This window comes from Ruegeria sp. BB5, assembly GCF_056539405.1.
The window spans coordinates 917311-938101 of record NZ_JBQFUX010000001.1; the positions used below are offsets into that span (position 1 = coordinate 917311).

Annotated in this window: 25 protein-coding genes; 11 read left to right on the top strand and 14 right to left on the bottom strand. The window is 55.9% G+C overall.

The features are described 5' to 3' along the window. Positions 1 to 49: 49 nt before the first annotated feature. Entirely contained in the window at positions 50 to 172 is a 123-nt protein-coding gene (locus ACR0DL_RS04515) for a hypothetical protein (protein WP_480687776.1), read from the top strand. A gap of 185 nt (positions 173 to 357) precedes the next feature. On the opposite strand, the gene ACR0DL_RS04520 is transcribed toward ACR0DL_RS04515, so the two are convergent. After that, positions 358 to 996, bottom strand: coding sequence for a MarC family protein (locus ACR0DL_RS04520; protein WP_480687778.1), 639 nt, complete (start codon positions 994 to 996; stop codon positions 358 to 360). A 59-nt stretch (positions 997 to 1055) separates the two neighbouring features. After that, positions 1056 to 1508 carry an iron-sulfur cluster assembly scaffold protein gene (locus tag ACR0DL_RS04525; RefSeq protein WP_480687780.1) on the bottom strand — a complete coding sequence of 151 codons (453 nt, stop codon included), beginning with the start codon at positions 1506 to 1508 and terminating at the stop codon, positions 1056 to 1058. 48 nt (positions 1509 to 1556) lie between these two features. Here ACR0DL_RS04525 and hisI point away from each other — a divergent pair, with 48 nt between their 5' ends. Further along, complete coding sequence (hisI, locus tag ACR0DL_RS04530; RefSeq protein WP_170358401.1) at positions 1557 to 1946, top strand: phosphoribosyl-AMP cyclohydrolase; 390 nt, start codon at positions 1557 to 1559, stop codon at positions 1944 to 1946. Between the two features lie 5 nt (positions 1947 to 1951). Here the strand turns inward: hisI and gluQRS are convergent, their stop codons facing one another. From gluQRS to ACR0DL_RS04550, 4 genes are all read right to left on the bottom strand, one after another. Then, complete coding sequence (gene gluQRS, locus ACR0DL_RS04535) at positions 1952 to 2833, bottom strand: tRNA glutamyl-Q(34) synthetase GluQRS (RefSeq protein ID WP_480687782.1); 882 nt, start codon at positions 2831 to 2833, stop codon at positions 1952 to 1954. After that, the gene (locus tag ACR0DL_RS04540) at positions 2830 to 3444 is read right to left on the bottom strand and encodes a class I SAM-dependent DNA methyltransferase (protein ID WP_480687784.1); all 615 of its coding nucleotides are present in this window, start codon (positions 3442 to 3444) and stop codon (positions 2830 to 2832) included. The genes gluQRS and ACR0DL_RS04540 overlap by 4 nt, the downstream gene beginning before the upstream one ends. A gap of 37 nt (positions 3445 to 3481) precedes the next feature. Beyond that, complete coding sequence (trmFO, locus tag ACR0DL_RS04545) at positions 3482 to 4822, bottom strand: methylenetetrahydrofolate--tRNA-(uracil(54)-C(5))-methyltransferase (FADH(2)-oxidizing) TrmFO (RefSeq protein WP_480687786.1); 1341 nt, start codon at positions 4820 to 4822, stop codon at positions 3482 to 3484. Between the two features lie 253 nt (positions 4823 to 5075). Then, on the bottom strand, positions 5076 to 5861 hold the full coding sequence (locus ACR0DL_RS04550; RefSeq protein WP_480687788.1) for an enoyl-CoA hydratase: 786 nt from the start codon (positions 5859 to 5861) through the stop codon (positions 5076 to 5078). A gap of 58 nt (positions 5862 to 5919) precedes the next feature. On the opposite strand from ACR0DL_RS04550, the gene ACR0DL_RS04555 reads away from it, so the two are divergent. Continuing rightward, a complete protein-coding gene (locus tag ACR0DL_RS04555; RefSeq protein WP_170358407.1) occupies positions 5920 to 6363 on the top strand; it encodes a PaaI family thioesterase in 444 nt (147 codons plus the stop codon). Between the two features lie 56 nt (positions 6364 to 6419). On the opposite strand, the gene ACR0DL_RS04560 is transcribed toward ACR0DL_RS04555, so the two are convergent. Beyond that, complete coding sequence (locus ACR0DL_RS04560; protein ID WP_170348662.1) at positions 6420 to 6647, bottom strand: DUF1127 domain-containing protein; 228 nt, start codon at positions 6645 to 6647, stop codon at positions 6420 to 6422. A gap of 98 nt (positions 6648 to 6745) precedes the next feature. Between ACR0DL_RS04560 and ACR0DL_RS04565 the strand changes: the two genes are divergently transcribed. Next, positions 6746 to 8149, top strand: a complete 1404-nt coding sequence (locus ACR0DL_RS04565) for an aminotransferase-like domain-containing protein (RefSeq protein ID WP_170394003.1) — start codon at positions 6746 to 6748, stop codon at positions 8147 to 8149. Between the two features lie 4 nt (positions 8150 to 8153). On the opposite strand, the gene ACR0DL_RS04570 is transcribed toward ACR0DL_RS04565, so the two are convergent. Further along, a complete protein-coding gene (locus ACR0DL_RS04570) occupies positions 8154 to 8516 on the bottom strand; it encodes a nuclear transport factor 2 family protein (protein ID WP_480687790.1) in 363 nt (120 codons plus the stop codon). Between the two features lie 237 nt (positions 8517 to 8753). Here ACR0DL_RS04570 and rplM point away from each other — a divergent pair, with 237 nt between their 5' ends. Both rplM and rpsI read left to right on the top strand, forming a co-directional pair. Beyond that, positions 8754 to 9212 (top strand): 50S ribosomal protein L13, encoded by a 459-nt coding sequence (gene rplM / locus ACR0DL_RS04575; RefSeq protein WP_170348665.1) that lies wholly within the window; start codon positions 8754 to 8756, stop codon positions 9210 to 9212. Between the two features lie 6 nt (positions 9213 to 9218). Beyond that, complete coding sequence (gene rpsI, locus ACR0DL_RS04580; RefSeq protein ID WP_039535473.1) at positions 9219 to 9704, top strand: 30S ribosomal protein S9; 486 nt, start codon at positions 9219 to 9221, stop codon at positions 9702 to 9704. A 118-nt stretch (positions 9705 to 9822) separates the two neighbouring features. Here the strand turns inward: rpsI and ACR0DL_RS04585 are convergent, their stop codons facing one another. The 5 genes from ACR0DL_RS04585 to ACR0DL_RS04605 form a co-directional block, all read right to left on the bottom strand. Next, positions 9823 to 10491 (bottom strand): YrbL family protein, encoded by a 669-nt coding sequence (locus tag ACR0DL_RS04585; RefSeq protein ID WP_480643763.1) that lies wholly within the window; start codon positions 10489 to 10491, stop codon positions 9823 to 9825. Between the two features lie 355 nt (positions 10492 to 10846). Next, positions 10847 to 11008: a hypothetical protein gene (locus ACR0DL_RS04590; protein ID WP_170505242.1), complete on the bottom strand. Its 162-nt coding sequence runs from the start codon at positions 11006 to 11008 to the stop codon at positions 10847 to 10849. Positions 11009 to 11180: 172 nt separating this feature from the next. Continuing rightward, on the bottom strand, positions 11181 to 11672 hold the full coding sequence (locus ACR0DL_RS04595) for a hypothetical protein (RefSeq protein ID WP_170375278.1): 492 nt from the start codon (positions 11670 to 11672) through the stop codon (positions 11181 to 11183). A 193-nt stretch (positions 11673 to 11865) separates the two neighbouring features. Then, positions 11866 to 13233, bottom strand: a complete 1368-nt coding sequence (locus tag ACR0DL_RS04600; protein ID WP_480687792.1) for a sensor histidine kinase — start codon at positions 13231 to 13233, stop codon at positions 11866 to 11868. Then, positions 13230 to 13898 (bottom strand): response regulator transcription factor, encoded by a 669-nt coding sequence (locus ACR0DL_RS04605; RefSeq protein WP_170409815.1) that lies wholly within the window; start codon positions 13896 to 13898, stop codon positions 13230 to 13232. The genes ACR0DL_RS04600 and ACR0DL_RS04605 overlap by 4 nt, the downstream gene beginning before the upstream one ends. A gap of 139 nt (positions 13899 to 14037) precedes the next feature. Here ACR0DL_RS04605 and ACR0DL_RS04610 point away from each other — a divergent pair, with 139 nt between their 5' ends. The 5 genes from ACR0DL_RS04610 to ACR0DL_RS04630 all read left to right on the top strand — a co-directional run bounded on the left by ACR0DL_RS04610 (position 14038) and on the right by ACR0DL_RS04630 (position 19682). Beyond that, positions 14038 to 15126 (top strand): type 2 periplasmic-binding domain-containing protein, encoded by a 1089-nt coding sequence (locus ACR0DL_RS04610; RefSeq protein WP_170548822.1) that lies wholly within the window; start codon positions 14038 to 14040, stop codon positions 15124 to 15126. Between the two features lie 80 nt (positions 15127 to 15206). Then, entirely contained in the window at positions 15207 to 17237 is a 2031-nt protein-coding gene (locus tag ACR0DL_RS04615) for a tripartite tricarboxylate transporter permease (protein WP_480687794.1), read from the top strand. A 91-nt stretch (positions 17238 to 17328) separates the two neighbouring features. Further along, positions 17329 to 18417 carry a 4-oxalomesaconate tautomerase gene (locus ACR0DL_RS04620; RefSeq protein ID WP_170548828.1) on the top strand — a complete coding sequence of 363 codons (1089 nt, stop codon included), beginning with the start codon at positions 17329 to 17331 and terminating at the stop codon, positions 18415 to 18417. Between the two features lie 51 nt (positions 18418 to 18468). Beyond that, positions 18469 to 18705: a hypothetical protein gene (locus ACR0DL_RS04625; RefSeq protein WP_170348673.1), complete on the top strand. Its 237-nt coding sequence runs from the start codon at positions 18469 to 18471 to the stop codon at positions 18703 to 18705. After that, positions 18702 to 19682, top strand: a complete 981-nt coding sequence (locus ACR0DL_RS04630; protein WP_480687796.1) for a D-2-hydroxyacid dehydrogenase family protein — start codon at positions 18702 to 18704, stop codon at positions 19680 to 19682. The genes ACR0DL_RS04625 and ACR0DL_RS04630 overlap by 4 nt, the downstream gene beginning before the upstream one ends. Here the strand turns inward: ACR0DL_RS04630 and ACR0DL_RS04635 are convergent. Then, positions 19651 to 20625: an AbrB family transcriptional regulator gene (locus tag ACR0DL_RS04635; RefSeq protein ID WP_480646626.1), complete on the bottom strand. Its 975-nt coding sequence runs from the start codon at positions 20623 to 20625 to the stop codon at positions 19651 to 19653. The two genes, ACR0DL_RS04630 and ACR0DL_RS04635, sit on opposite strands and share 32 nt — an antisense overlap. Positions 20626 to 20791 lie beyond the last annotated feature (166 nt).

Consider the following 20791-nt stretch of genomic DNA (forward strand, 5'->3'; position numbering starts at 1 on the left):
TGAGAACAAAAGGTCAACAAAGGATTAAATCTCGACCGGAGGTGAGACCATGCTGACCCAGATCAAGACCGCCCTGAGCCGCTCGCAATCGACGATTTTGCAGGATACTGTGGGGGCCGTGTCTTTGGTGGTCATGTTGATGGTTGCCCTGCACCTGCCCGGAGCGTTCTAAGCCTTTCTGCCTGCGATCTCGTGCCGATCATACCGCGCTGTCATCCCCATTTCAGTCAAGGGTGACCTGCCTGTCCCAATTCCCTTGAGGGGCCTGCCTCGGCCCCGTGCGGCTATCCGGACCCCACGCGAGACACGCACAACCTGCCGCCGCCCTTTCCGCCCGGAAGGTGCGGCGGTTTTTTCTTATAACTGCCCGGTTTTCATGATCTCTAGAAGCGCGGACAGAACGGAATTTACTGCGACCGAAGCCAAGATCATGCCCATGACCCGGCTGATAATCGCAGCACCTGAAGCACGGATGACACGGATTATCGGATCCGCCAGCAGCATCAGAACAAACGAAATCAGAATAACGGACAGCATGACCAGCGCCGTAATACCCTGATCCGCGGCGCTGTAACGGTTATTGTCGGTCAGAATGACAATTGCCAGCATAGCACCGGGTGACGCCAGGGATGGCACTGCCAACGGGAAAATCGCCGGATTGGGTTTGTTGGCGGAAATCTCCATTTCCTCTTCAGCTTCATGCTGCTCGACGACTTGTTTGCTTTCGCCAAAGATCATTGTCAGCGCGAAAAGGAACAGGATGATGCCACCAGCGACCTGAAACGAATTCAGTCCGATATCCAGCGCCTCGATCAGCAATTGGCCGAAAATCAAAAAGAACAGAAGGACACCAGCGCTGACCAGCGCGGCGAGCAGGGCGGTTTTGCGACGGGCCGCTGCAGTCAGGCCCGCTGTGACGGCTATGAAAACAGGGATTGTGCCAATCGGGTCAATTACGACCCAGAGTGTAACAAAGTGTTCAAGCAATTTTTCCATCCAATCCCCCCGACATCATGCGGGGTGATTAAACCGGATTGCCCGCAATAATTCCAATGTTATGCGCAATTTGCCTGTTCAGCTTGCCGCATCGCTTCGGCGGTGGCCTCAAGGGCCAGCAGTATCGATGCGTGGCGGTTCTTGTAGTCCCGCGCAGGGATCAGAACTTCGAGCCCATCAAATGGTGCATCAGGTACGGGCCCGTCTTTCTTCAACATGGCGGCCAATTTATCGCGTGCAGTTTCCACCTGCGCCCGAGTCGCCCCAATGATGGCACTGCCCACGACTGAGGCCGAAGCCTGGCCCAAGGCACAGGCTTTGACGTCCTGCCCGAACTCCGAGATCTTGCCGTCCTGTATCTTCACATCCACGGTCACCGTCGACCCGCACAGGGGTGAGCGTTTTTTCACCGTAGCATCAGGATTCTCAAGTCGGTCCAGATGCGGAATATCCGCAGCCAGCGCCAGAATGCGGCCGGAATAGAGCTTTATCAGGTCGTTCTCGCCGGACATGGCTTTCCCTCGTTGTCTGTTCCCCATACATAGTGAGCATCTACCGGGATGCAAAAGGTTTTTCTCATGTCTGCCACCGTCGCGTTTGATCCGTCCTCGCTGAAGTTTAATGAGGCCGGGCTGATCCCTGCCATCGCTCAGGATGCAAGCTCGGGCGAAGTGTTGATGATGGCTTGGATGAATATTCAAGCCATTGAGAAGACGTTGGAAACCGGGCGCGTCACATATTGGTCGCGGTCGCGTCAGTCGTTTTGGATCAAGGGCGAAACCTCGGGCCATGTGCAGGAATTGGTGGATTTCCGCTTTGATTGCGACCGCGATTGTTTGCTGGTTCTAGTGCGTCAAACCGGTGCTGCGTGCCATACAAATCGCCGTACCTGTTTCTATACCGCGGTACGAGACGGCGACGAGGTCGAGCTGATGTCACCCATGGAGTGACCGGTTCACCGTCCAACCATCGCCCGGATATCTGCTGGCGACGCCCCCTCGGCCCGGTATTTCGAGATCGCCCGCGCATCGTCACGCTTGGCTAGACGTTTTCCTACGTCGTCGCGGATCAACCGGTGATGAAGGTACTGCGGTGTCGGTAAACCCAGCAAGGCTTGCAGCACAACATGAATGCGGGTCGCTTCGAACAGGTCCTGTCCGCGTACAACGTGGGTAATACCCTGTGCGGCGTCGTCCAAGACCACTGACAAGTGATAAGACGTTCCCATATCGCGTCGCGACAGGATAACGTCGCCGATTGTGTCTGTCAGCTCGCCTAAAGAAAACGGGATGGTGCCCGTCTCTCCATTTGGTCCCGCGCCGGATTCGTGAAATGCGCCGACTTTTGCACCGGGTTGGGCTGAACCCGTAAGCACGCGGCCTGCAGCGGCCATATCCAATCTCAAAGGAATGTCCGTGGGACGTTGTGTGTCTCGACGTTTGCCATGGCACGTCCCAGGGTAAATGATCCCATCAGGCCCGTGCAGCGGTGCACCTTCTTGTGGGGCACTGGCCGCAGCGGCGATATCTTTGCGGTTGCAGGTGCAGGGATAAAGCAGGCCCCGCGACCACAAGTCATCCAATGCTCTGTCATATACTGCCAACCGGTCGGACTGACGCATGATGGGTTCAGGCCACCACAGCTCAAGCCACCGCAGGTCATCATAAATTTGTTCTTCCCAGTGGGGGCGCGATCGAGATTGGTCGATATCCTCGATCCGCAAGAGGAATTGACCGTCTTCAGACCCGGCCAAATCATGGGCGAGCATCGCTGAATACGCATGTCCCAGATGCAACGGACCTGTGGGAGATGGCGCAAATCGGGTTTTAAATATCACGCTTTTTCAACGATATATACGTCTGACTTAAGGTCCATTCCTGGTAGGTGAGGACCGTATTCCCGAAACAGTAAACGAGCTGCCCCCATATCAAGCCAATCATTCAAGCGTGAAGTGTAAGAGACGTCCTCAAGCGCATGATCATTAAAGGAAAAGCCAAGCAGGCCACCTTCGGGAAGCGCGCGCATCAGCATATCGAAAACCTCGGGCGGTGCTGCGCCAACCCCAATGACACCGATTGCGGTGATCGCCTTGTAGGCTCCTTGATTCAACGGATCGGGATTGGTGATCTCAAAGGTTGAAAGACTTCGATATACCCCCTTGGCCAGAGCGCCTTCTAGCATCTTCGGAGTTGGATCAACGCCGTCAATCACTTCGAAACCCGCCGCACGCAAGGCTACACCGGACAATCCGGTGCCACAGCCATAATCCAGGATCGGTGTTTGCGGCTCGGGCAGTTTTGACCATAACGCCTCGGCCACCCGCCCGGGGGTCGCATAGCCATGCGCGCCAACCTCGGCATCATAGGAGGACGCCCATTTTTGATAGTGCGCATGTGTCTCTTGCGGGGTGTCCAGATTATAGACGTCTTTGAGGTACTTATCGCTCATACACGGATACTACGCTGCATGAGCCAACAGCGTCCAGTCAACACTGCTCCAGCCAGTTGGTCCACTCGGCCTTGGCGCGATCCGTATAAGCCTTGTAGCGGTCCTTGCGACCGCGCCGACCGCCTTTTAGCCCTTCGACAGGTCGGAATAGGCCGAAATTGACGTTCATGGGCTGAAAAGTCTTGGCCTCGGCCCCGCCGGTGATGTGGTGGATCAGGGCGCCCATGGCGCTGTCCTGCGGAACCTCGGGCAGGGTCCGGCCCAGAATCTCGGCCGCGGCCAGACGACCGGCCAACAGGCCCATCGCCGCGCTTTCAACATAACCCTCGACCCCGGTGATCTGCCCCGCAAAACGGATATTTGGTTTCGATTTCAACCGCATCTGCGCATCCAAAAGCGTCGGAGAGTTGATAAACGTATTGCGGTGAATACCGCCCAACCGCGCAAAGCTGGCGTTCTCCAGACCGGGGATCATACGGAACACTTCGGTCTGCGCGCCATATTTCATCTTGGTTTGAAAGCCGACGATATTGAACAGCGTGCCAAGGGCATTGTCGCGGCGCAGTTGCACCACCGCATGCGGTTTGACGTCAGGCTGATGAGGATTAGTCAGGCCGACCGGCTTCATCGGGCCGTGGCGCAGCGTTTCGCGACCACGCTCTGACATCACCTCGATCGGCAGGCAGCCGTCGAAATACCCCGCCGTTTCGCCTTTGTGAAACTCAGTTTTGTCAGCGGCCAGCAGAGCGTCGATAAATGCCTCATACTGTTCGCGGTCCATTGGGCAGTTCAGATAGGCGGTGCGTTCTTCCTCGGTCTCGCCTTTGTCATAGCGCGATTGCATCCAGGCTTTGCTCATATCGATGCTGTCGGCATAGACAATCGGGGCAATGGCGTCGAAAAATGCCAGGGACTCTGCACCCGTTTCGGTTCGGATGGAGTTACCCAATGTTGCCGATGTCAAAGGACCAGTGGCAAAGATCCAGTGGCCGCCATCGGGCAGGGCGGTGACTTCTTCCCCTGTAACCTCGATACGCGGATGGGCCTGCAGTTTGGCGGTAACCGCCTCGGCAAAAGGATCGCGGTCTACAGCAAGCGCACCACCCGCGGGCAGCCGGTGCGCGTCCGCCGTTGTCATGATCAGGCCGTTCGCGGCGCGCATTTCCCAATGCAGCAAGCCAACTGCGTTCTGTTCATCATCGTCTGAGCGGAAAGAGTTCGAACACACCATCTCGGCCAGATTGCCAGTTTGGTGCGCAAAGGTGCCTACTTTGGGTCGCATTTCGTGGATCACCACATCTACGCCCATTTCCGCCGCCTGCCAGGCGGCCTCGGACCCGGCCATGCCGCCGCCCACGATATGCAGTTTTTGTGTCATGCGCTGCCACATAGGACAGTGAACCGTGCAACGCAACACAGGCCGCTTAGTTTAAGAATTTATGAGAATTTTGGGGTCGCCGCTGCGGGAATGTCGACGCCGGTGAGAGAAACCAGCTTGGAGGGACCTTCCGCCCACGGCGACCCAAAAAGTGTATCTAGAGCCATAGCCCTGTCCCAGCATTGCCACAGTGTCGCCCTTTTGGGAAGTGCAAAATTACGAACAATCGTAAAAATTGTTGACAATAATCGCTTTATTGGTGCCAGTTCGGCGGCCTTTTTTCGATAAATGCAGATATGCCTTCTTCGGTATCGCGATGCAGCATATTCTGCGCCATTACGTCTCCGGTATAGTCATAGGCCTGCTCCAGAGGCATTTCCAGCTGCTTGTAGAAGGCCTGTTTGCCGATTTTCACAGCCGAACCCAATTTGGCCGCAAGCTGATCGGCAAGCGACACTGTTTCATGCTCCAACAGCATTTCGGGCACGACGCGATTGATCAGACCCAGCTCGGCTGCGGTTTCGGCCAAGATAAAGTCGCCAGTCGTCAGCATCTCGAACGCGCGCTTGCGCGAGATGTTCCGGCTGAGGGCAACCATCGGTGTCGAGCAGAACAAACCGATATTCACACCGTTCACGCCAAACCGCGTACCTTCAGCCGCGACGGCCAGATCGCAGGTGGCGACCAACTGGCATCCCGCAGCGGTGGCGATACCGTGGACCTGTGCGATGACCGGTTGGGGCAGGGACCGGATTGACAGCATCATCTGGGTGCATCTGGCGAACAAGCCCTGGAAATAAGCTTTGCCGCCGTCCTCGGCCTGACGTCCGGCTGTCATCTGTTTCAGATCATGACCCGCACAGAACGCTTTGCCTTCACCGCGCAGGATAACCGCCCGAATCGCGCTGTCATCGCGCAGGCTGTCGAACTCGGATTGCAGGGCAGCCAGCATTTCGTCGCTCAGGGCGTTCAGACGATCGGGCGCGTTCATTGTCAGTGTGGCGACTGCGCCTGTGTCGTTACGTTCCAAAATTGCCATCTTGCCCTCCGTAGCGATGTTGGGCCAACTCTAGGTCGGCAAGTCGAGGAGGGGAAGCATGTCATTGGCCATGAGCCGGGAAGACCTGATGGAATACCTGCGGCAAATCTTCCCACAGGTACATCGGGATTTCGTCGTGGAAAAGTTGGATGAGGACTCGATCGAGATGCGTTTGGTAGTCGAAGATCGCCATCTGCGCCCTGGCGGTACAGTTTCAGGGCCATCCATGTTCGGGCTGGCGGATGTTAGTGTCTATGCGATGATCCTGGCACGCAAGGGACGCCAATCTTTGGCCGTTACCACGAACAGCTCCTTGGATTTTCTAAGAAAACCCGAGGGCGGCAAAGATATTATTGCCCGATGTCGACTGCTAAAGCTGGGCCGCAGTCTGGCTGTTGGGGATGTGCTGATGTTTTCAGAAGGGTCGGACAAACCCGTCGCGCGCGCCACGATGACCTATTCATTACCTCCCGAAGGATCGGCCGCGGCGGCCTTCGGATAAAAAAGGCCGGGCGAAGCCCGGCCAGGAAGAGGTCCCATCAAGGGACTGGGGAAAACTCAACCCTGCCAGAATGGGCGGGTGAATTCCTGACGAGCCTGATATCTTGTCAGACCGACATCCTTAAGAAGCCTGTCATCCAGCTTGGACAGATTGAGCCGGCTACGGCGTTGACGTTCCCATTTCGTGACCGTCGCCGCAAACCGCACGGCCAGCGCGGCGATCAGCGGCAGCCGGGGGCTGTCGTTCAGCAGCAAGAGGGCGGGGTTGTGCATCGAGCGTGTCATCAGGGTATCCTTTCAAATTGTATTGACACAAAGTTAAAGTGTTCGGTATATTTGCTTGATACATTCAGGATTGTGCCAAAATCAAAGGAAGAATTGTAATGGATACAATTTGGCCGGAATCGCTGCCAAAATCCAAGGGGCCGAAATATACTCTGGTCGCTGATACAATCAGAAAAGCGATTGATAACAAGTTGCTGGAGGTCGGGACAAAGCTGCCCCCAGTGCGTGAATTGGCGTATCGGTTACAAATCACGCCGGGCACAGTTGCGCGGGCTTATACGATTCTGACGGATGAGGGATTGTTACACGCCGAGGTCGGACGTGGTACATTTGTCGCCCCGCCCAAATCGCCAATCCTGGATGATGTCTGGGCCCGTCAGCTGCATTTGCAAGACAACAAGTACAATGCCAATGTCAGTCTTTTCAGCCCACGATTGGCGGATGTTGGGCAGGTCTCGCTAATCCGGGAGTGCCTGCAAAAAGTGGCCCAGGCTGATCCGGGCCTGTTTTTGAACTACCCGACCCGCGACGCCTATCAACCCATGCGGCAGGCGGTGGTGGAGTGGCTGTCTGACCTACCTTTGGGTGCATTGTCGCATGACGATATTGTGCTGACGCATGGGGGGCAAAATGGGCTGTGCCTTGTGTTTCAAACCATCCTGCGGGGGCCAAAACCGGTCGTTCTGGTCGAAGATCTTTCCTATGCCGGGTTCCGCCGGGCCGGGGAATTGATGCGCGCTGACGTGGTTGGCGTGAAAATGGATAAGTGGGGCGTCGATCCGTCCGCGATGGAACATGTCCTGCGCCAGACACCAGCACAAGCCATCTGCGTTTCACCAGAGGTACAGAATCCGACCGGCGCGCATACACCGCTTGAACGTCGGAAAGAAATTGTCGACGTGGCCCGGCGCTTTGACCTTCAGATCATCGAGGATGATTGTTATCGCATGGGCGACGCTCGTGAACCCAGCTTTCGTGCTTTGGCACCGGAACGGGGGTGGCATGTATCTTCAATCTCGAAAACTCTGACACCTGCGCTGCGTGTTGGGTTTGCCATTGCCCCGCGTGAGCGGAGCGTCGACCTGCGGCGTTCGGCGGAATACGGGTACTTTGGTTTGGCGCAGCCGTTGGCGGAATTGACCAGGTTGCTGCTGTCTGATCCTCGTACGCTGCAGATTGCAAGGGACGTGCGGGTTCGAATGGGTGAATATGTTCGCGTTGCGGTCAACGCCTTGGGCGGGTTCGATTTGAACTGGGCGCCGGATGTGCCTTTTGTATGGCTGAACCTGCCTTCGGGCTGGCGCGCCGCAGCCTTCAGCCGTGCGGCTGAACGAGAGGGGATACAGCTCCGGTCTGCCGATGAGTTCGCTTTGCGGGACGGACGAGCCCCGAATGCGGTTCGTATCGCCATGAACGGGCATGTGTCCCTGGAACGGTTTGAAGATGCGATGCACAGGTTGCGGCGTCTGCTGGACAATCCGCCGGAACAGATCAGTGTTTGATCGTTCAATTCAGTGGGGCCGGATCACCAAAGAAACCCGCCAAATCGGATATTTTACCCCCGGCATCCAAACGAACAAAATCGTGACCAGACACAACGATACTGCCTTCTGGACTAACCATGTGCCAAGTGAAATGAACAACATCGTGATGGTTGGACGGTTCGCTTGTCAGTTCAACACGTCCACCAGAACTCAGTAGAACTTCGCCAATATGATCGCACAGGTTCACGCGGCCATTCACTTCGGCGGTCGGGTCGACATAGCGACCGTTTTCAGCAAAGCACTTTGTCAAAAGCACTAGGCGCTTATCCGGGTCCGTCTCTTGCCAGGATGCGCCGTAGTCAGCGATGGTTTGTTGCCACTCCATAGTAGTCACGCTCCTTGAATCGATTTGCTTATTCAGTATAGCGGGCGAGGCGGGGCGGGGGTAAATGGGCTTAATTGTGGGGTAAAATAATACCTATTTTATAACTCATTGATTTTACTATATTTAAAAGAGTTTGGTGTTGTTGACCTGCGCTGCGGGGGCCTCTAAATACGCTCCATCGAATTCGGGCCGCTCTGATTTGGGGCGGTCTTTCACATCAAACAGGACTATCCTGCCATGAAAACCTTTTCTGCAACACCTGCAGACATCGACAAGAAATGGATCCTGATCGACGCCGAGGGCGTTGTTCTGGGCCGTCTTGCCTCGATCGTCGCCATGCGCCTGCGTGGCAAGCACAAAGCGTCGTTCACCCCGAATATGGACATGGGCGACAACGTCATCGTGATCAACGCTGACAAAATCCAGATGACCGGCAAGAAGCGCGAAGAAAACTTCTACTGGCACACTGGCCACCCGGGCGGCATCAAGTCTCGCACCAAGCAGCAGATCCTCGAGGGTGCACACCCCGAGCGCGTCGTGACCCAAGCGGTCAAGCGTATGCTGCCGGGCAACCGCTTGTCGCGTCAGGTTATGACCAACCTGCGCGTTTACGCCGGTGCCGAGCATCCCCACGAGGCGCAAGCGCCCGAAGTTCTGGACGTTAAGTCCATGAACAAGAAAAACACCCGGAGCTAATGACCGATGGCTGATCAGATCAATACTCTCGAAGAGCTGAGCGCCGTCGCAGGCGTTGAAACCGTGGCCGAAGAAGTCATCGTGCGTGAACCCGTGCGTGACGAGCTGGGCCGTTCCTACGCCACCGGCAAGCGTAAAGACGCTGTTGCCCGCGTTTGGATCAAGCCGGGTTCCGGCAAGGTCACCGTAAACGGAAAGGATCAGGACAAGTACTTTGCTCGTCCCGTTCTGCAGCTGATCCTGCGCCAGCCGTTCCAGGTTGCTGGTGTAGAAGGTGAGTTCGACGTTGTCGCAACCGTCAAAGGCGGTGGCCTGACCGGTCAGGCCGGTGCGGTCAAGCACGGCATCTCGAAAGCGCTGCAACTGTACGATCCGTCGCTGCGTGGCGCACTGAAAGCCGCTGGCTTCCTGACCCGCGACAGTCGCGTTGTCGAACGTAAGAAATACGGTAAGCGCAAAGCCCGTCGTTCGTTCCAGTTCTCCAAGCGTTAATCGCTGCAAAATACAAATTTCAAACGGTCGCAAGAAATTGCGGCCGTTTTCTTTTGGGCAATCAATATTTGACCGATACCCAGTGAGTAGTTTCTTTGGCCAAAGAGAGGTTTGTTGACTAACGCTCTGACTTCGAGAGCAAAGCGTTCTCGGCAACGGTCGTAAATTTCTCTCTGATCTGATTGATCTTGCGCCGGTTCAAAGACCGAAACCAGCGGCGAACGGGGATGATCTGCTTGCTACCAAAACTGTCTATCCACACCCAGCGGCCAGACCCGTCAGAAAACGTTTGATAGACAATATTGCCGGTATTCTTGTTGCTGATAAGGACCTGTTCTTCGATCAACATATCGAAGTGTTTTTGCAGGGAAGCCAAATGTTCTTGCGTCAAGCCCCCACTTTTCGCCAATTCCTTCAGACTGGGCGACAACTTCCCATCGGGTTCGGAAATTCGTTCATAGACGAGGGCAAGGCCGATATCGGTTTGCACAACACCCCGGACCTCACAAACAGGAATAGCCTCATCCCTGTGCTGGTAACGCACCATAAGGTCAAAGGATTCGTGAAACTCGCGCAGGAAACCTTTGAATACAGTAGATCGCCGAAACGTTCGATCGAACCATGTGTCACCCAAAAGACCGTCCTGGCCATCCGTCGTGTCCGGTTGCGGGACTTTTAGAAGCGCGTCAGATGCATCAGGGTGTTGGTAAACAAACTGCCGATTACCCTGAGCTATCACCTCAGAGTTTTTGAGCCTTACCAAGTTTTCGATTCGAGCGGTTGCCATGCCGCCAAATTATAACAGTTTCGTGAAGGTGCAAGCCGAGGTCGTGCCTCAGAACATCCCCCCGAAAAACACAGGTGATCGGATGAACTTCTGTAGTTGAAATAAGTCACATAATACGTTGTTAAGTAAGTATTAACAGTGATTTTGTTCGAATTTAGGCGAAGTCGGAGTACGAGCTTCGGCCCGCCGATCATCAGCAACGCGCTGACCGGTCAAACCCTCTGGCACAGCGAGAACAACACTCTAATCGCGCCGAGCATACCCCCCTCAACCAGAGCGTCTTTTTGCTAAGGCGAGATGATCACCTTTCCATCGCTCTTTTTCGAAGCACTGGTCAAGCTTGAGACCACATCTTTCAAAGCAAGCCGTTCTGAAACGTCGGTTTGCCGGCGTCCATCGGTGAAACGGGTTTGGACCTTGGCCGCAACCCGCGCCTGATTTTCGTGCCGGTGGCCTCAGCGGAATGTCCGTCTTGTGTCAGATCGGTTCCGAACATGGTCGGGGGCAGGGTGGTCATAGTCGCTCTTTCCGATTGAGCGGCACAGCGGCAATGGACTTGGTGTGCGTTCCGCTAGTTCGCAACCAATCAAATGCGGTGTGGAAGACCAATCGACACGCAAGATGACGTGATTGGAATAATGATCAAGCCAAAAGAGGACGGGCTGCCCCGAATGGCAGCCCGCCGAGTTTCACTGTCCTGACAGCAGATTGCTGAGTTCTTGGATCTTTGTCGCGATCGTTTCAGGCGATGCTTTGATATCGTCCAGAATTTGGATGGCTTGTGTTTTAAGGTTTTGCGCCAGATCGCTTTCCTGAACCGAGGCAACCAACGTGTCATAGTCAAAATTATCAAGGGTCAGTGTGCCGTCTTCAATCCATGAATTTAGCAGATCCTGGCCCTGAGTTGCCAAGGCGGCAACTTGATCACCGGCCTGATCAGCCAGATCCGTGGCTGTTTGCCCTGCTTGTTCAGCCGCGTCTGAGGCCTGTTCCGAGATGGAAGACGCGGCCTCACTGGCTTGCTCGGTCACAGAGCTTGCCGCTTCGCTAACAGCCTCAGAAGCGTCCTCTGCCGCCGATTGCAATTGTTCGGCGGGTGTGGGGTCTGGTTGGGTAGTGTAAAAATAAATTCCTGCGCCAGCGGCAATGATGACCACGGCCAATATGATAGTACGCGACATGTGTCTCTCCTTTGGAAAATGTGTCGCCGAGATGGGTCAAAATTACCCGAGTTCAAAGGGGAAATCCCGGAAATTCTTTTCAAATCCGTGGATTGAGCCATGCTATGCCTATCCGCGAAGAGCGAGCGGCAATAACACGCCGCCATACATTTAGATGCGCGGTTTCACGGCTCAGCATACGGATTCGTCCGTTTTAAAGGGCGATTGGAACCTCAAGCGTGATGCTTGCTCCTTTTTCGACTTGGTTGATCGACACCGATCCCCCATGCCGTTGAGCCACGGCTGAAACGATTGACAACCCCAACCCGCTGCCTTCGGAATAGTCCAGCTGCGAAAACCGACTGAAGGCCGCTTCGCTTTGATCGGGCGAAAGGCCCGCTCCGTCATCAGCTACGGTTACACTGACCGCGCCTTCGTCACGCTGCAGCACAACAGAAATTCGGCTCAACTTAGTGCCGCCGTGCTTTACTGCGTTGTCCAAAAGGTTCTTCAGGGCCTCAGTTAAAAACACCCGATCACCGGACACCATGATCGCCGCCTCGGGCATCGTAACGTCAAACTCGATCCCCTTCGCCAGGATGTGAACACCCATCTCGGCACAGGCTTCTTCCGCAACCAAGCGGAAATCAATCTCATCCATTTGATCCTGGTGCGTCGGTTGCCTGAGCCTTTCAAGTGACAACAGTTTTTCGGCCACCGTTGCCGAGTTCTTTGCGGCCGCCACAAGCTCGTGGATGCGTTTTTCTCGGTCTTCATCCGTTTTCGCATCCCGAAGCGCCTCGGCCATCGACTGGACTGCGGCCGCCGGATTCCGCAACTGATGAGCTGCTTCGGATATGAAAACCTGATGGGCGTTGATGCTGTGTTCGACCTGCCCAAAGAGCCGGTTCAAGGTCTTTACAACACCTTGCACTTCGTCCGGGACAGGGCGCTTAATCTCACTTAAGTCATCTGGCGAACGAAGGTCGATTGCGTCCTGCAAATCCAGCAATGGTCTCAGGCCACGCGCCACACCGAACCATACCACAACAGCCAAGGTGGCCAGCAGGATGCCCATGACAATTCCGGCGCGAATGGACAGTTCATTGGCAAATGCGTTGCGATCCGCCATCCGTTGCCAAACCGTGACCGTCGCATCACCTACAAGATTTTCCAAGGTCACACGTTCTGTCATCTTTAGAACGCGCACCGGTTCATCGCGGTAGATCGCTTCGAAAAACTGTGGCTTGTACGCCTCTTGCACCGACGAGTTCGCGGATGCCGGAGGGTAGGCATAACCCGTCACGTAAATGCCGCCAGGGCCAGTCACATGATAGAAGATCTCACCGCCCGAAGCGTCGCGGATCAGACTGCGTGTGGTGGGCGACAACGCATCACCGCCCGAAATCGCCACATCCCGCGAAATTGCCAGGCCAGCTGAGAGTAGACTGTCGTCAAAAAGCTCCTGAGCGGTCTTCTGGGCAACCATAAAACGCCAAAACCCAAGCAGCACTGCAAGCAGCACCAAAGGTGTCAGGATAAGAATGAACAGCCTTAGCCTGAGCGAGCCGTGGTTAATCACTTCTGCACCTCAAGCAGATACCCCAGACCGCGGGCTGTCTTAATCTTTATACCCAGGTTTTGAAGGCGCTTTCGCAGTCGCGAAACATGAGGTTCAACAGCCGAAACCTCGACATCCGCCCCTACACCATAGACGTAATCAGTTAGTTGGCTTTTGGGAACGATCCTGCCCCGACGCTCCAACAGGCATTCCAGCACCGCTATTTCCCGTCGCGGAATATCCATCACCTCACCCTTAACGCTGACCTGACGAGCAGTGCGGTCGAACTCTAGGCTGCCGATGCTTTCCCGCGCTCCGTAATCAAGCTGTTTGCGGCGTGAAAGCGCCCGGATGCGTGCCTCCAACTCGTCCATTTCGAAGGGTTTGACCAGATAATCATCGGCCCCCATGTCCAAGCCAGACACCCGGTCGCTTGTCTCAGTGCGTGCAGTCAGCAGAATTACGGGCGCACTGTCTCCACGGTTGCGCAGCGATTTCAGAATTTCCAGCCCGGACCGGCCCGGTAAGTTGATGTCCAGAACGATCAAGTCCGCGCTTTCCTGTTCAAGATACAGGTTCGCTGCGTCGCCGTCGGTCAGTACATCTGCTGCATGTCCGCGGTCTCGCAGACGATAGGCAATTGCGTTGGCAAGGGGTTCATTATCCTCGACGATGACGATCCGCATCGGGTCTCCTGCAAGTTTCGCGCAAGGTTGGCACTCCATGATTGCCAGATGGGAGGGGGAATCAACCCCACAGTTCTATTTACGATCATGGTGGCGCGACAGTCGCTGGCATGGTTGTCTGGTCAACAGGGAGGAACCAATGGCCATTACCAAATTCACCCGTCGCGCCGTCGTGGGGCTGATTGCCGCCGCCGGTCTCACGGCACCCGCCGCAGCCGAGGTCGACTTCTCAGGCAAGACTATCGAATGGGTCATCCCGTTCTCGGAAACGGGCGGTTCGGCCAAATGGGCCAATTTCTTTGCACCACTTCTGTCCGAGGCTCTGCCAGGACAGCCAACCGTGGTTGTTAAGTTCATGCCAGGCGCAGGTTCGACCAAAGGTGCCAACTGGTTCCAGGAACAGGCGCACGATGATGGAACTTTGCTGTTCGGCACCTCGGGTTCGACACAGTTCCCGTATCTGCTGAGCGATCCGCGCGTCCGCTATGAATACAATGACTGGATTCCGGTGATGGCGTCCGGCACCGGCGGTGTGGCTTATCTGAACACTGAAGATGGCGCCAAGTTTGATGGCTCTGCAAATGCATTGAAAGACACCAACTTCATTTACGGTTCGCAGGGCGCGACCCGGCTGGACCTCGTGCCGCTTTTGGCATGGCAAATGTTGGGTATGAATGTTGAGCCGGTATTTGGCATCAAGGGTCGTGGCGACGGCCGACTGATGTTTGAGCGCGGTGAAGCCAACATCGACTACCAGACGTCGTCCGGGTATCTGGGCGGTTCGGCACCGCTGGTCGAGGCCGGTCAGGCCGTGCCAATGATGACGTGGGGCGCACTGGACGCTGACGGTAACATCGTCCGCGACCCGACCTTCCCGGACATTCCGACCTTTAAAGAGGTTTGCGAGGCCACTGATGGTTGTGAAACCAGCGGCGAGGCCTGGGACGCATGGAAAGCCTTCTTCGTTGCTGGTTTCCCGGTGCAGAAACTGGCCTTTCTGCCGGGCGACACACCGCAGGAAGTGGTCGATGCTTATACCGCCGCATTTCAGGCTGTGACCGAGCGCGGGGATTTTGCTGATATCTCCTCCAAGCGCGTTGGGAAATACCCGGTTTTCGTCGGTGACGGTTCTAAGTCGGCGCTGCAGACGGCAACCAATGTCGACGACAATGCCAAGGAATATGTCCTGAATTGGCTGAAAGAGGCCTATGGCGTCGAGCTGAACTAAGCCGATAAGCCGCAGCGCGCGCCTGTAACGAAGGGCGCGCGCTTTTCCATACACAAGACAATTTACGAAAGGCGGCCGCTATGGAGGTTTTCGCCACCGCTCTTCCTGCGCTTGGAGAGGCGTGGGGTCTGATCCTGCAACCCATCGTTCTGGGATACCTAATATTGGGTGTTGTCATGGGGCTGGCCGTAGGGGTTTTTCCTGGCCTCGGTGGAATAGCCGGTCTTTCCCTGTTGCTGCCATTCATGTTCGGCATGGACCCGATCCTGGGGCTGGCGCTGATGATCGGGATGGTCGCAGTTGTGCCCACTTCGGACACGTTCGCATCTGTTTTGATGGGTATTCCCGGCAGCTCTGCTTCGCAGGCCACGGTGCTGGACGGGTTCCCCATGGCGAAAAAGGGCGAGGCTGCGCGGGCCTTGTCAGCAGCCTTTTCGTCTTCGTTGTTTGGCGGGCTCGTTGGCGCGACCTTCCTGACCATGTTCATTCTGATCGCGCGACCAATCGTGCTGGCCTTTGGCCTGCCCGAGATGCTGATGATCACCATTCTCGGCCTGTCGATGGTTGCTATTCTGGCGGGGCGCATTCCGCTGAAAGGCGTCGCCGCTGCGGGTTTGGGCCTGATGGTCGGCACCATCGGTGAGGCCGATGCGGGCGGGTCGCTGCGGATGGCGACTTACGACATTCCTTATCTGACAGACGGTCTGAAACTGGTCATCGTGGGCTTGGGTATTTTTGCCGTCCCCGAAATTGTCTCTTTGCTGCGACAGGATCGATCTATCGCCAAGGGGGCCTCGCTGGGGGCTGGATGGCTGGATGGTGTAAAGGATTGGGCTGCGAATATCTGGCTGTCAGTCCGGTGTTCGATCATCGGTGTGGTTGTCGGTGTCATCCCCGGCCTCGGAGGTTCGGTCGTCGACTGGATCGCCTATGGCCACTCGGTGCAAACCACCAAGGACAAGAGCAACTTTGGCAAGGGCGAAGTGCGTGGGGTCATTGGCCCGGAAAGCTCGAACAACGCGAAAGAGGGGGGTGGGCTTGTTCCTACTTTGCTGTTTGGTATTCCAGGTTCGGGATCGATGGCGATTTTCATCGGTGCAGTTGCATTGTTGGGGTCTGGCGACATTGAGGTTGGCCCGAGCATGCTCAAGGACAATCTCAACATTACCTATTCCATCGTCTGGCTGTTGGCGTTGGCCAACGTCGTTGGAACCATTCTGTGTATCGCCGCTTCGGGCGGTATCGCCAAACTGACAACCATCCGCTTCACCTATCTGGCGCCGTTCCTGTTCATGCTGATCAGCTTTGCGGCCTTTCAGTCTGGTCAGAATTTCGAAGATCTTCTGGCCTTGTTTGTCATCGGTCTGATTGGCATCTTCCTGCGCCGTTTCGACTGGTCGCGCCCGGCTTTCCTGATCGGTTTTGTCCTGTCAAACCCGGTTGAGAAGTTCACCAATCAGGCGTTCCAGATCGCCTCTTTCCGGTTCCGCAAAAGCTTTGGTGAGGGGATGGAGTACGTGTTCAGCCCAATCGTCATCGTGCTGATCGTGGTTACGGTTGTTTCGATCATTCTAGGTATTCGACAAGCCAAGATGATCATGGCCGAGGGTGAGGTTCAAGCAGGCACCAAACGTGCGCCGCTGATCTTCCTGCTGGTGATCATGGCCTACCTGATCGTCGCTTTGGTGAACGCCAATATGATCCCCAACTACAACATGACCGACAAGATCATCCCGCTGGTGATCGGCAGCGTGTCTTTGTTCTGTTGTGTCATTTTGTTGGTCCAGATGATGAGGCGGCCAGAAGGTGATCCAATCTTTGCCGACAAAGAGATCGCCGGCGAGGACGCGAGCGCGCCTCACGGCCTCTGGTCTACCTTGGCATGGTTCGCCAGTTTGATCGCGGCCACTTGGGTTGTGGGTTTCATCCTCGCCTTGCTTGGGTTCCTGATCGCCTTCTTTCGCATTCGTTCCGGGGCGGACTGGCGGTTAACTCTGATCCTGACCGCCTGCGGCATTGGCTTCATGTGCTTCATGGCAGGTGCTCTGAACCGGGATTTCCCGCCGGGTCTACTGCAAGACATGGTCAGTTTGCCATGGCCACTGAAGTAAGCGGTCCAATGATGCCCGACCTGATGAACAGCACGCAGCACGGGGCTGAATTCACAAAAAATCTCACACGGTTTGTAAAGGACGGTTCGCTATGACCCAGACAGCAATCCCGTATATTTTCATGCGTGGAGGCACTTCGCGGGGGCCTTATTTCCGCCGCTCTGATCTGCCCGAAGATCGGGACAGGTTGGCCGACGTTCTGGTCGCGGCCCTTGGGGCAGGGCAATCAATCAACATCGACGGGATCGGTGGTGGCACAGCGGTGACCACAAAGGTTGCAATGCTGTCTGTCAGCGACGATGACTGGGCCGATATCGACTATTTCTTCGCGCAGGTTTCGGTTGAAGAGAAGTTGGTCGATTTCAAACCCACCTGCGGCAACATCCTGTCCGGCGTCGCTCCGGCTGCGATCGAAATGGGTTTGTTCCAGCCACAAGGTGATGTGACGGAGGTTCGCATTCGCGCAGTCAACACGGGTGCCCGTGTTGTAGCCAAAGTGCAGACGCCGGGGGGTGAGCTGGTCTATGAAGGCGATGCAGAAATCGCCGGGGTACCCGGGCAATCAGCGCCGGTACAACTTAGTTTCATGGGGGTTGTAGGATCAGCCACTGGTGCATTTTTGCCCACCGGAAACCTGCGCGATACAGTGCAGGGGATCGAGTTGACCTGTATGGATGTCGCCATGCCGATGGCCATCGCGCGGGCCTCAGATTTCGGCCTGACAGGGTATGAAAGCGCTGATGAGTTGGATGCCAACCGCGGTTTCTTTGACCGGATGGAGGCGGTTCGGATCGAAGCCGGAAAATTGATGGGCATGGGGGACGTGTCAAAATCAGTGACACCCAAATTTGGCCTTGTCGCGCCCGCAAAGAAAGGTGGAACCCTAGCAATTCGGTATTTCATGCCGTGGAAGACTCATCCGACCATGGCTGTTACCGGCGCACAATGTATGGCGTCTTGCGCTTTGACACCCGGAACAGTCGCCGACAGTCTGTTGGATCGACCCGAGGCAAGCCCGGCTGATGTTGTGCTGGAACATGCATCAGGCAACATCGACGTGTTGGTGGACTTTTCAAATGGCCAGGAGTTCAAAGTCAACTCAGCAGGTCTGGTGCGGACCGCGCGGAAGTTGGCGGATGGACATGTCTATGTGCCGGAATCTGTATGGAACGGGAGTTGAAATAGGGATCATAATTTGGTATACTACGGTATACAATTTAAGGATGCCGCGATGGATGACTATTCTGAATGCCTTGATATTGCGCGTCAGGAACTCAGGTTGGCGCAGGCGGCCCTAAGACGGGACATGGCGGAATACCCAACACCGATCGCCGGATGCGATGAGCAGTTCAACCATTTACTTGATCAAAGCGAACGCGTTCGAAATGCGCTTGCCGCACTCGACGCGCAGCATTTTGTGCCGACACCAAGAAAGCTGACAACAGGGCAGGGTTTAGAAAGCCGATGAAGGTTCACATTCTGGATGATTGGTTTGATACGCTGCAGGGTCTGCCCTGTTTTGGGAAGCTTTCCAAACATGACGTGAAGGTCTGGACCGATCATGTCGAAGACACCGACGAACTGGCCGCGCGCTTGCATCAGGCTCAGGCGCTGGTGCTGTTTCGCGAACGCACCAAAATCAGTCGCGCCTTGATTGAAAAACTGCCCAACCTGAAACTTATCAGCCAGCGCAGCGTGTACCCCCATGTCGATGTGCAGGCATGCTCGGACCACGGCGTACTGCTGTGTTCGAACATGCATGGCGGGACGCCCTCATATGCCGCTGCCGAACTCACCTGGGCGCTGATCATGGCCGGAATGCGCGATTTACCTGCACAGATAGCCTCGGCCAAGGCGGGGCATTGGCAGGCCGGAGTTGGCAAAACACTGAGGGGGCGGCAATTGGGCCTTTATGGCTATGGCCGTATTGCCCGCGCCGTCGCTGGTTATGCCGAGGCGTTCGGTATGAACGTCGTCTGGTGGTCTTCGGACGAAGGCCGGGCACGGGCGCAAGCAGATGGAGTACAGGTCGCGCCCGACCGCGACGCGTTCTTTGCCAACAGTGACGTCGTCTCGATCCATGTGCGCCTGAAACCAGACACGCATGGGATATTCACGGCGTCAGATTTCGCGCAGATGCAATCAGACGCGCTGTTTGTGAATACATCCCGTGCAGGGCTAATTGTTCCCGGTGCGTTGCTTGACGCGTTAAACGCGGGTCGTCCTGGTAAGGCCGCAATTGATGTCTTTGATACAGAGCCCCTTACAGATCCGAATGATCCGTTGCTGTCGCATCCCAACCTGATCGCAACCCCGCATATCGGTTTCGTCACCGAAGATGAGTTCGACCTGCAATTTGCCGACATCTTCGATCAGGTTAACGCCTATGCCGAGAATGCTCCGATTCACATGATCAATCCCGAGATTTGGACCAACGCAAGATAAGATTGGCCGCGATGGGCGCGCCGATGATCACCAGAACGATCCGCGTCAGGTGGTGGGTGATCACAAAGCCAAGATCTGCCCCCGAAACGATGGCTAGAACCGTCATTTCAGCCTGTCCGCCGGGTGCGAAAGCAAGAAATGCCTCAACCGGCTGACCGAAGCCCAGTGTAGTGACGACAGCAGTAAAGGCGGCCGCAAGTATGGCTAGCACGACGACATAGGCAAAACCCGCTGCAACAACCCTGCGCAATTCACCCCATGTGACGCCAATAAATTTTACACCGATCCCGCAGCCGATAAAGAACTGCGCCGCGAGGATGGCCTCGCGCGGCGGGCGGGTATGAATGAAGTCCCCCAGAGACAGCGCCGCAGTCAGTATCATTGGTCCCAGTATGGACGCGCCGAACAGGCCGATCCGTTCGCCGCCTTTCCAGCCGACAAAGGCCGCCAGAACCATAAGCGCCAGTTCACGCAAGGGCAGGTCGCGGGCGGGCTCTCCGATAGGGTTGGTGAGTTGTGCGTCGTAAAACACGGTTAAAAACAAAGGGGCCAGCGTCACGATGATCAGCACACGCGTGCCATGGATCAGGGATAGGGTACGCGGGTTTGCCCCGGCTTCGGAACCGAAGATGATCATGTCCTGCAATCCACCGGGCATAGCCGCGTAGAAAGCGGTTGTGGTGTCAAAGCCCCAGACTTTTCGAAAGAATGGCACCCCAACCAGCGCGATCAAAAGGATGAAGAACGGGATCAGCGCGATCGATGCTGCCATCTTTGGCAATTCAACAAACAGGGCCGGTGTAATAGACGCCCCAACCGCCACACCCAATATTGTGCGAGCCGCGACTGAGACCTGACCGAAACCCGCCATGGGGGCATGAGCCAAGGCAGCAATCAGACAAGCGCTCATTGGGCCGAATAGAAAGGGCAACGGCAAGCTCAATGCCCAGAATACTCCCGTTCCCAATACTGCAAGGCCGAGTGTTACGGCCCGTCTTAACAACAGAGAAGATGTCTTTAACTGGTCGGACAAGGGAAGAATTCCGGCGTTGTTGACTCACAATGTATCCATTTGTATACATCAGGACACACAATGACAAGAGAGCCCG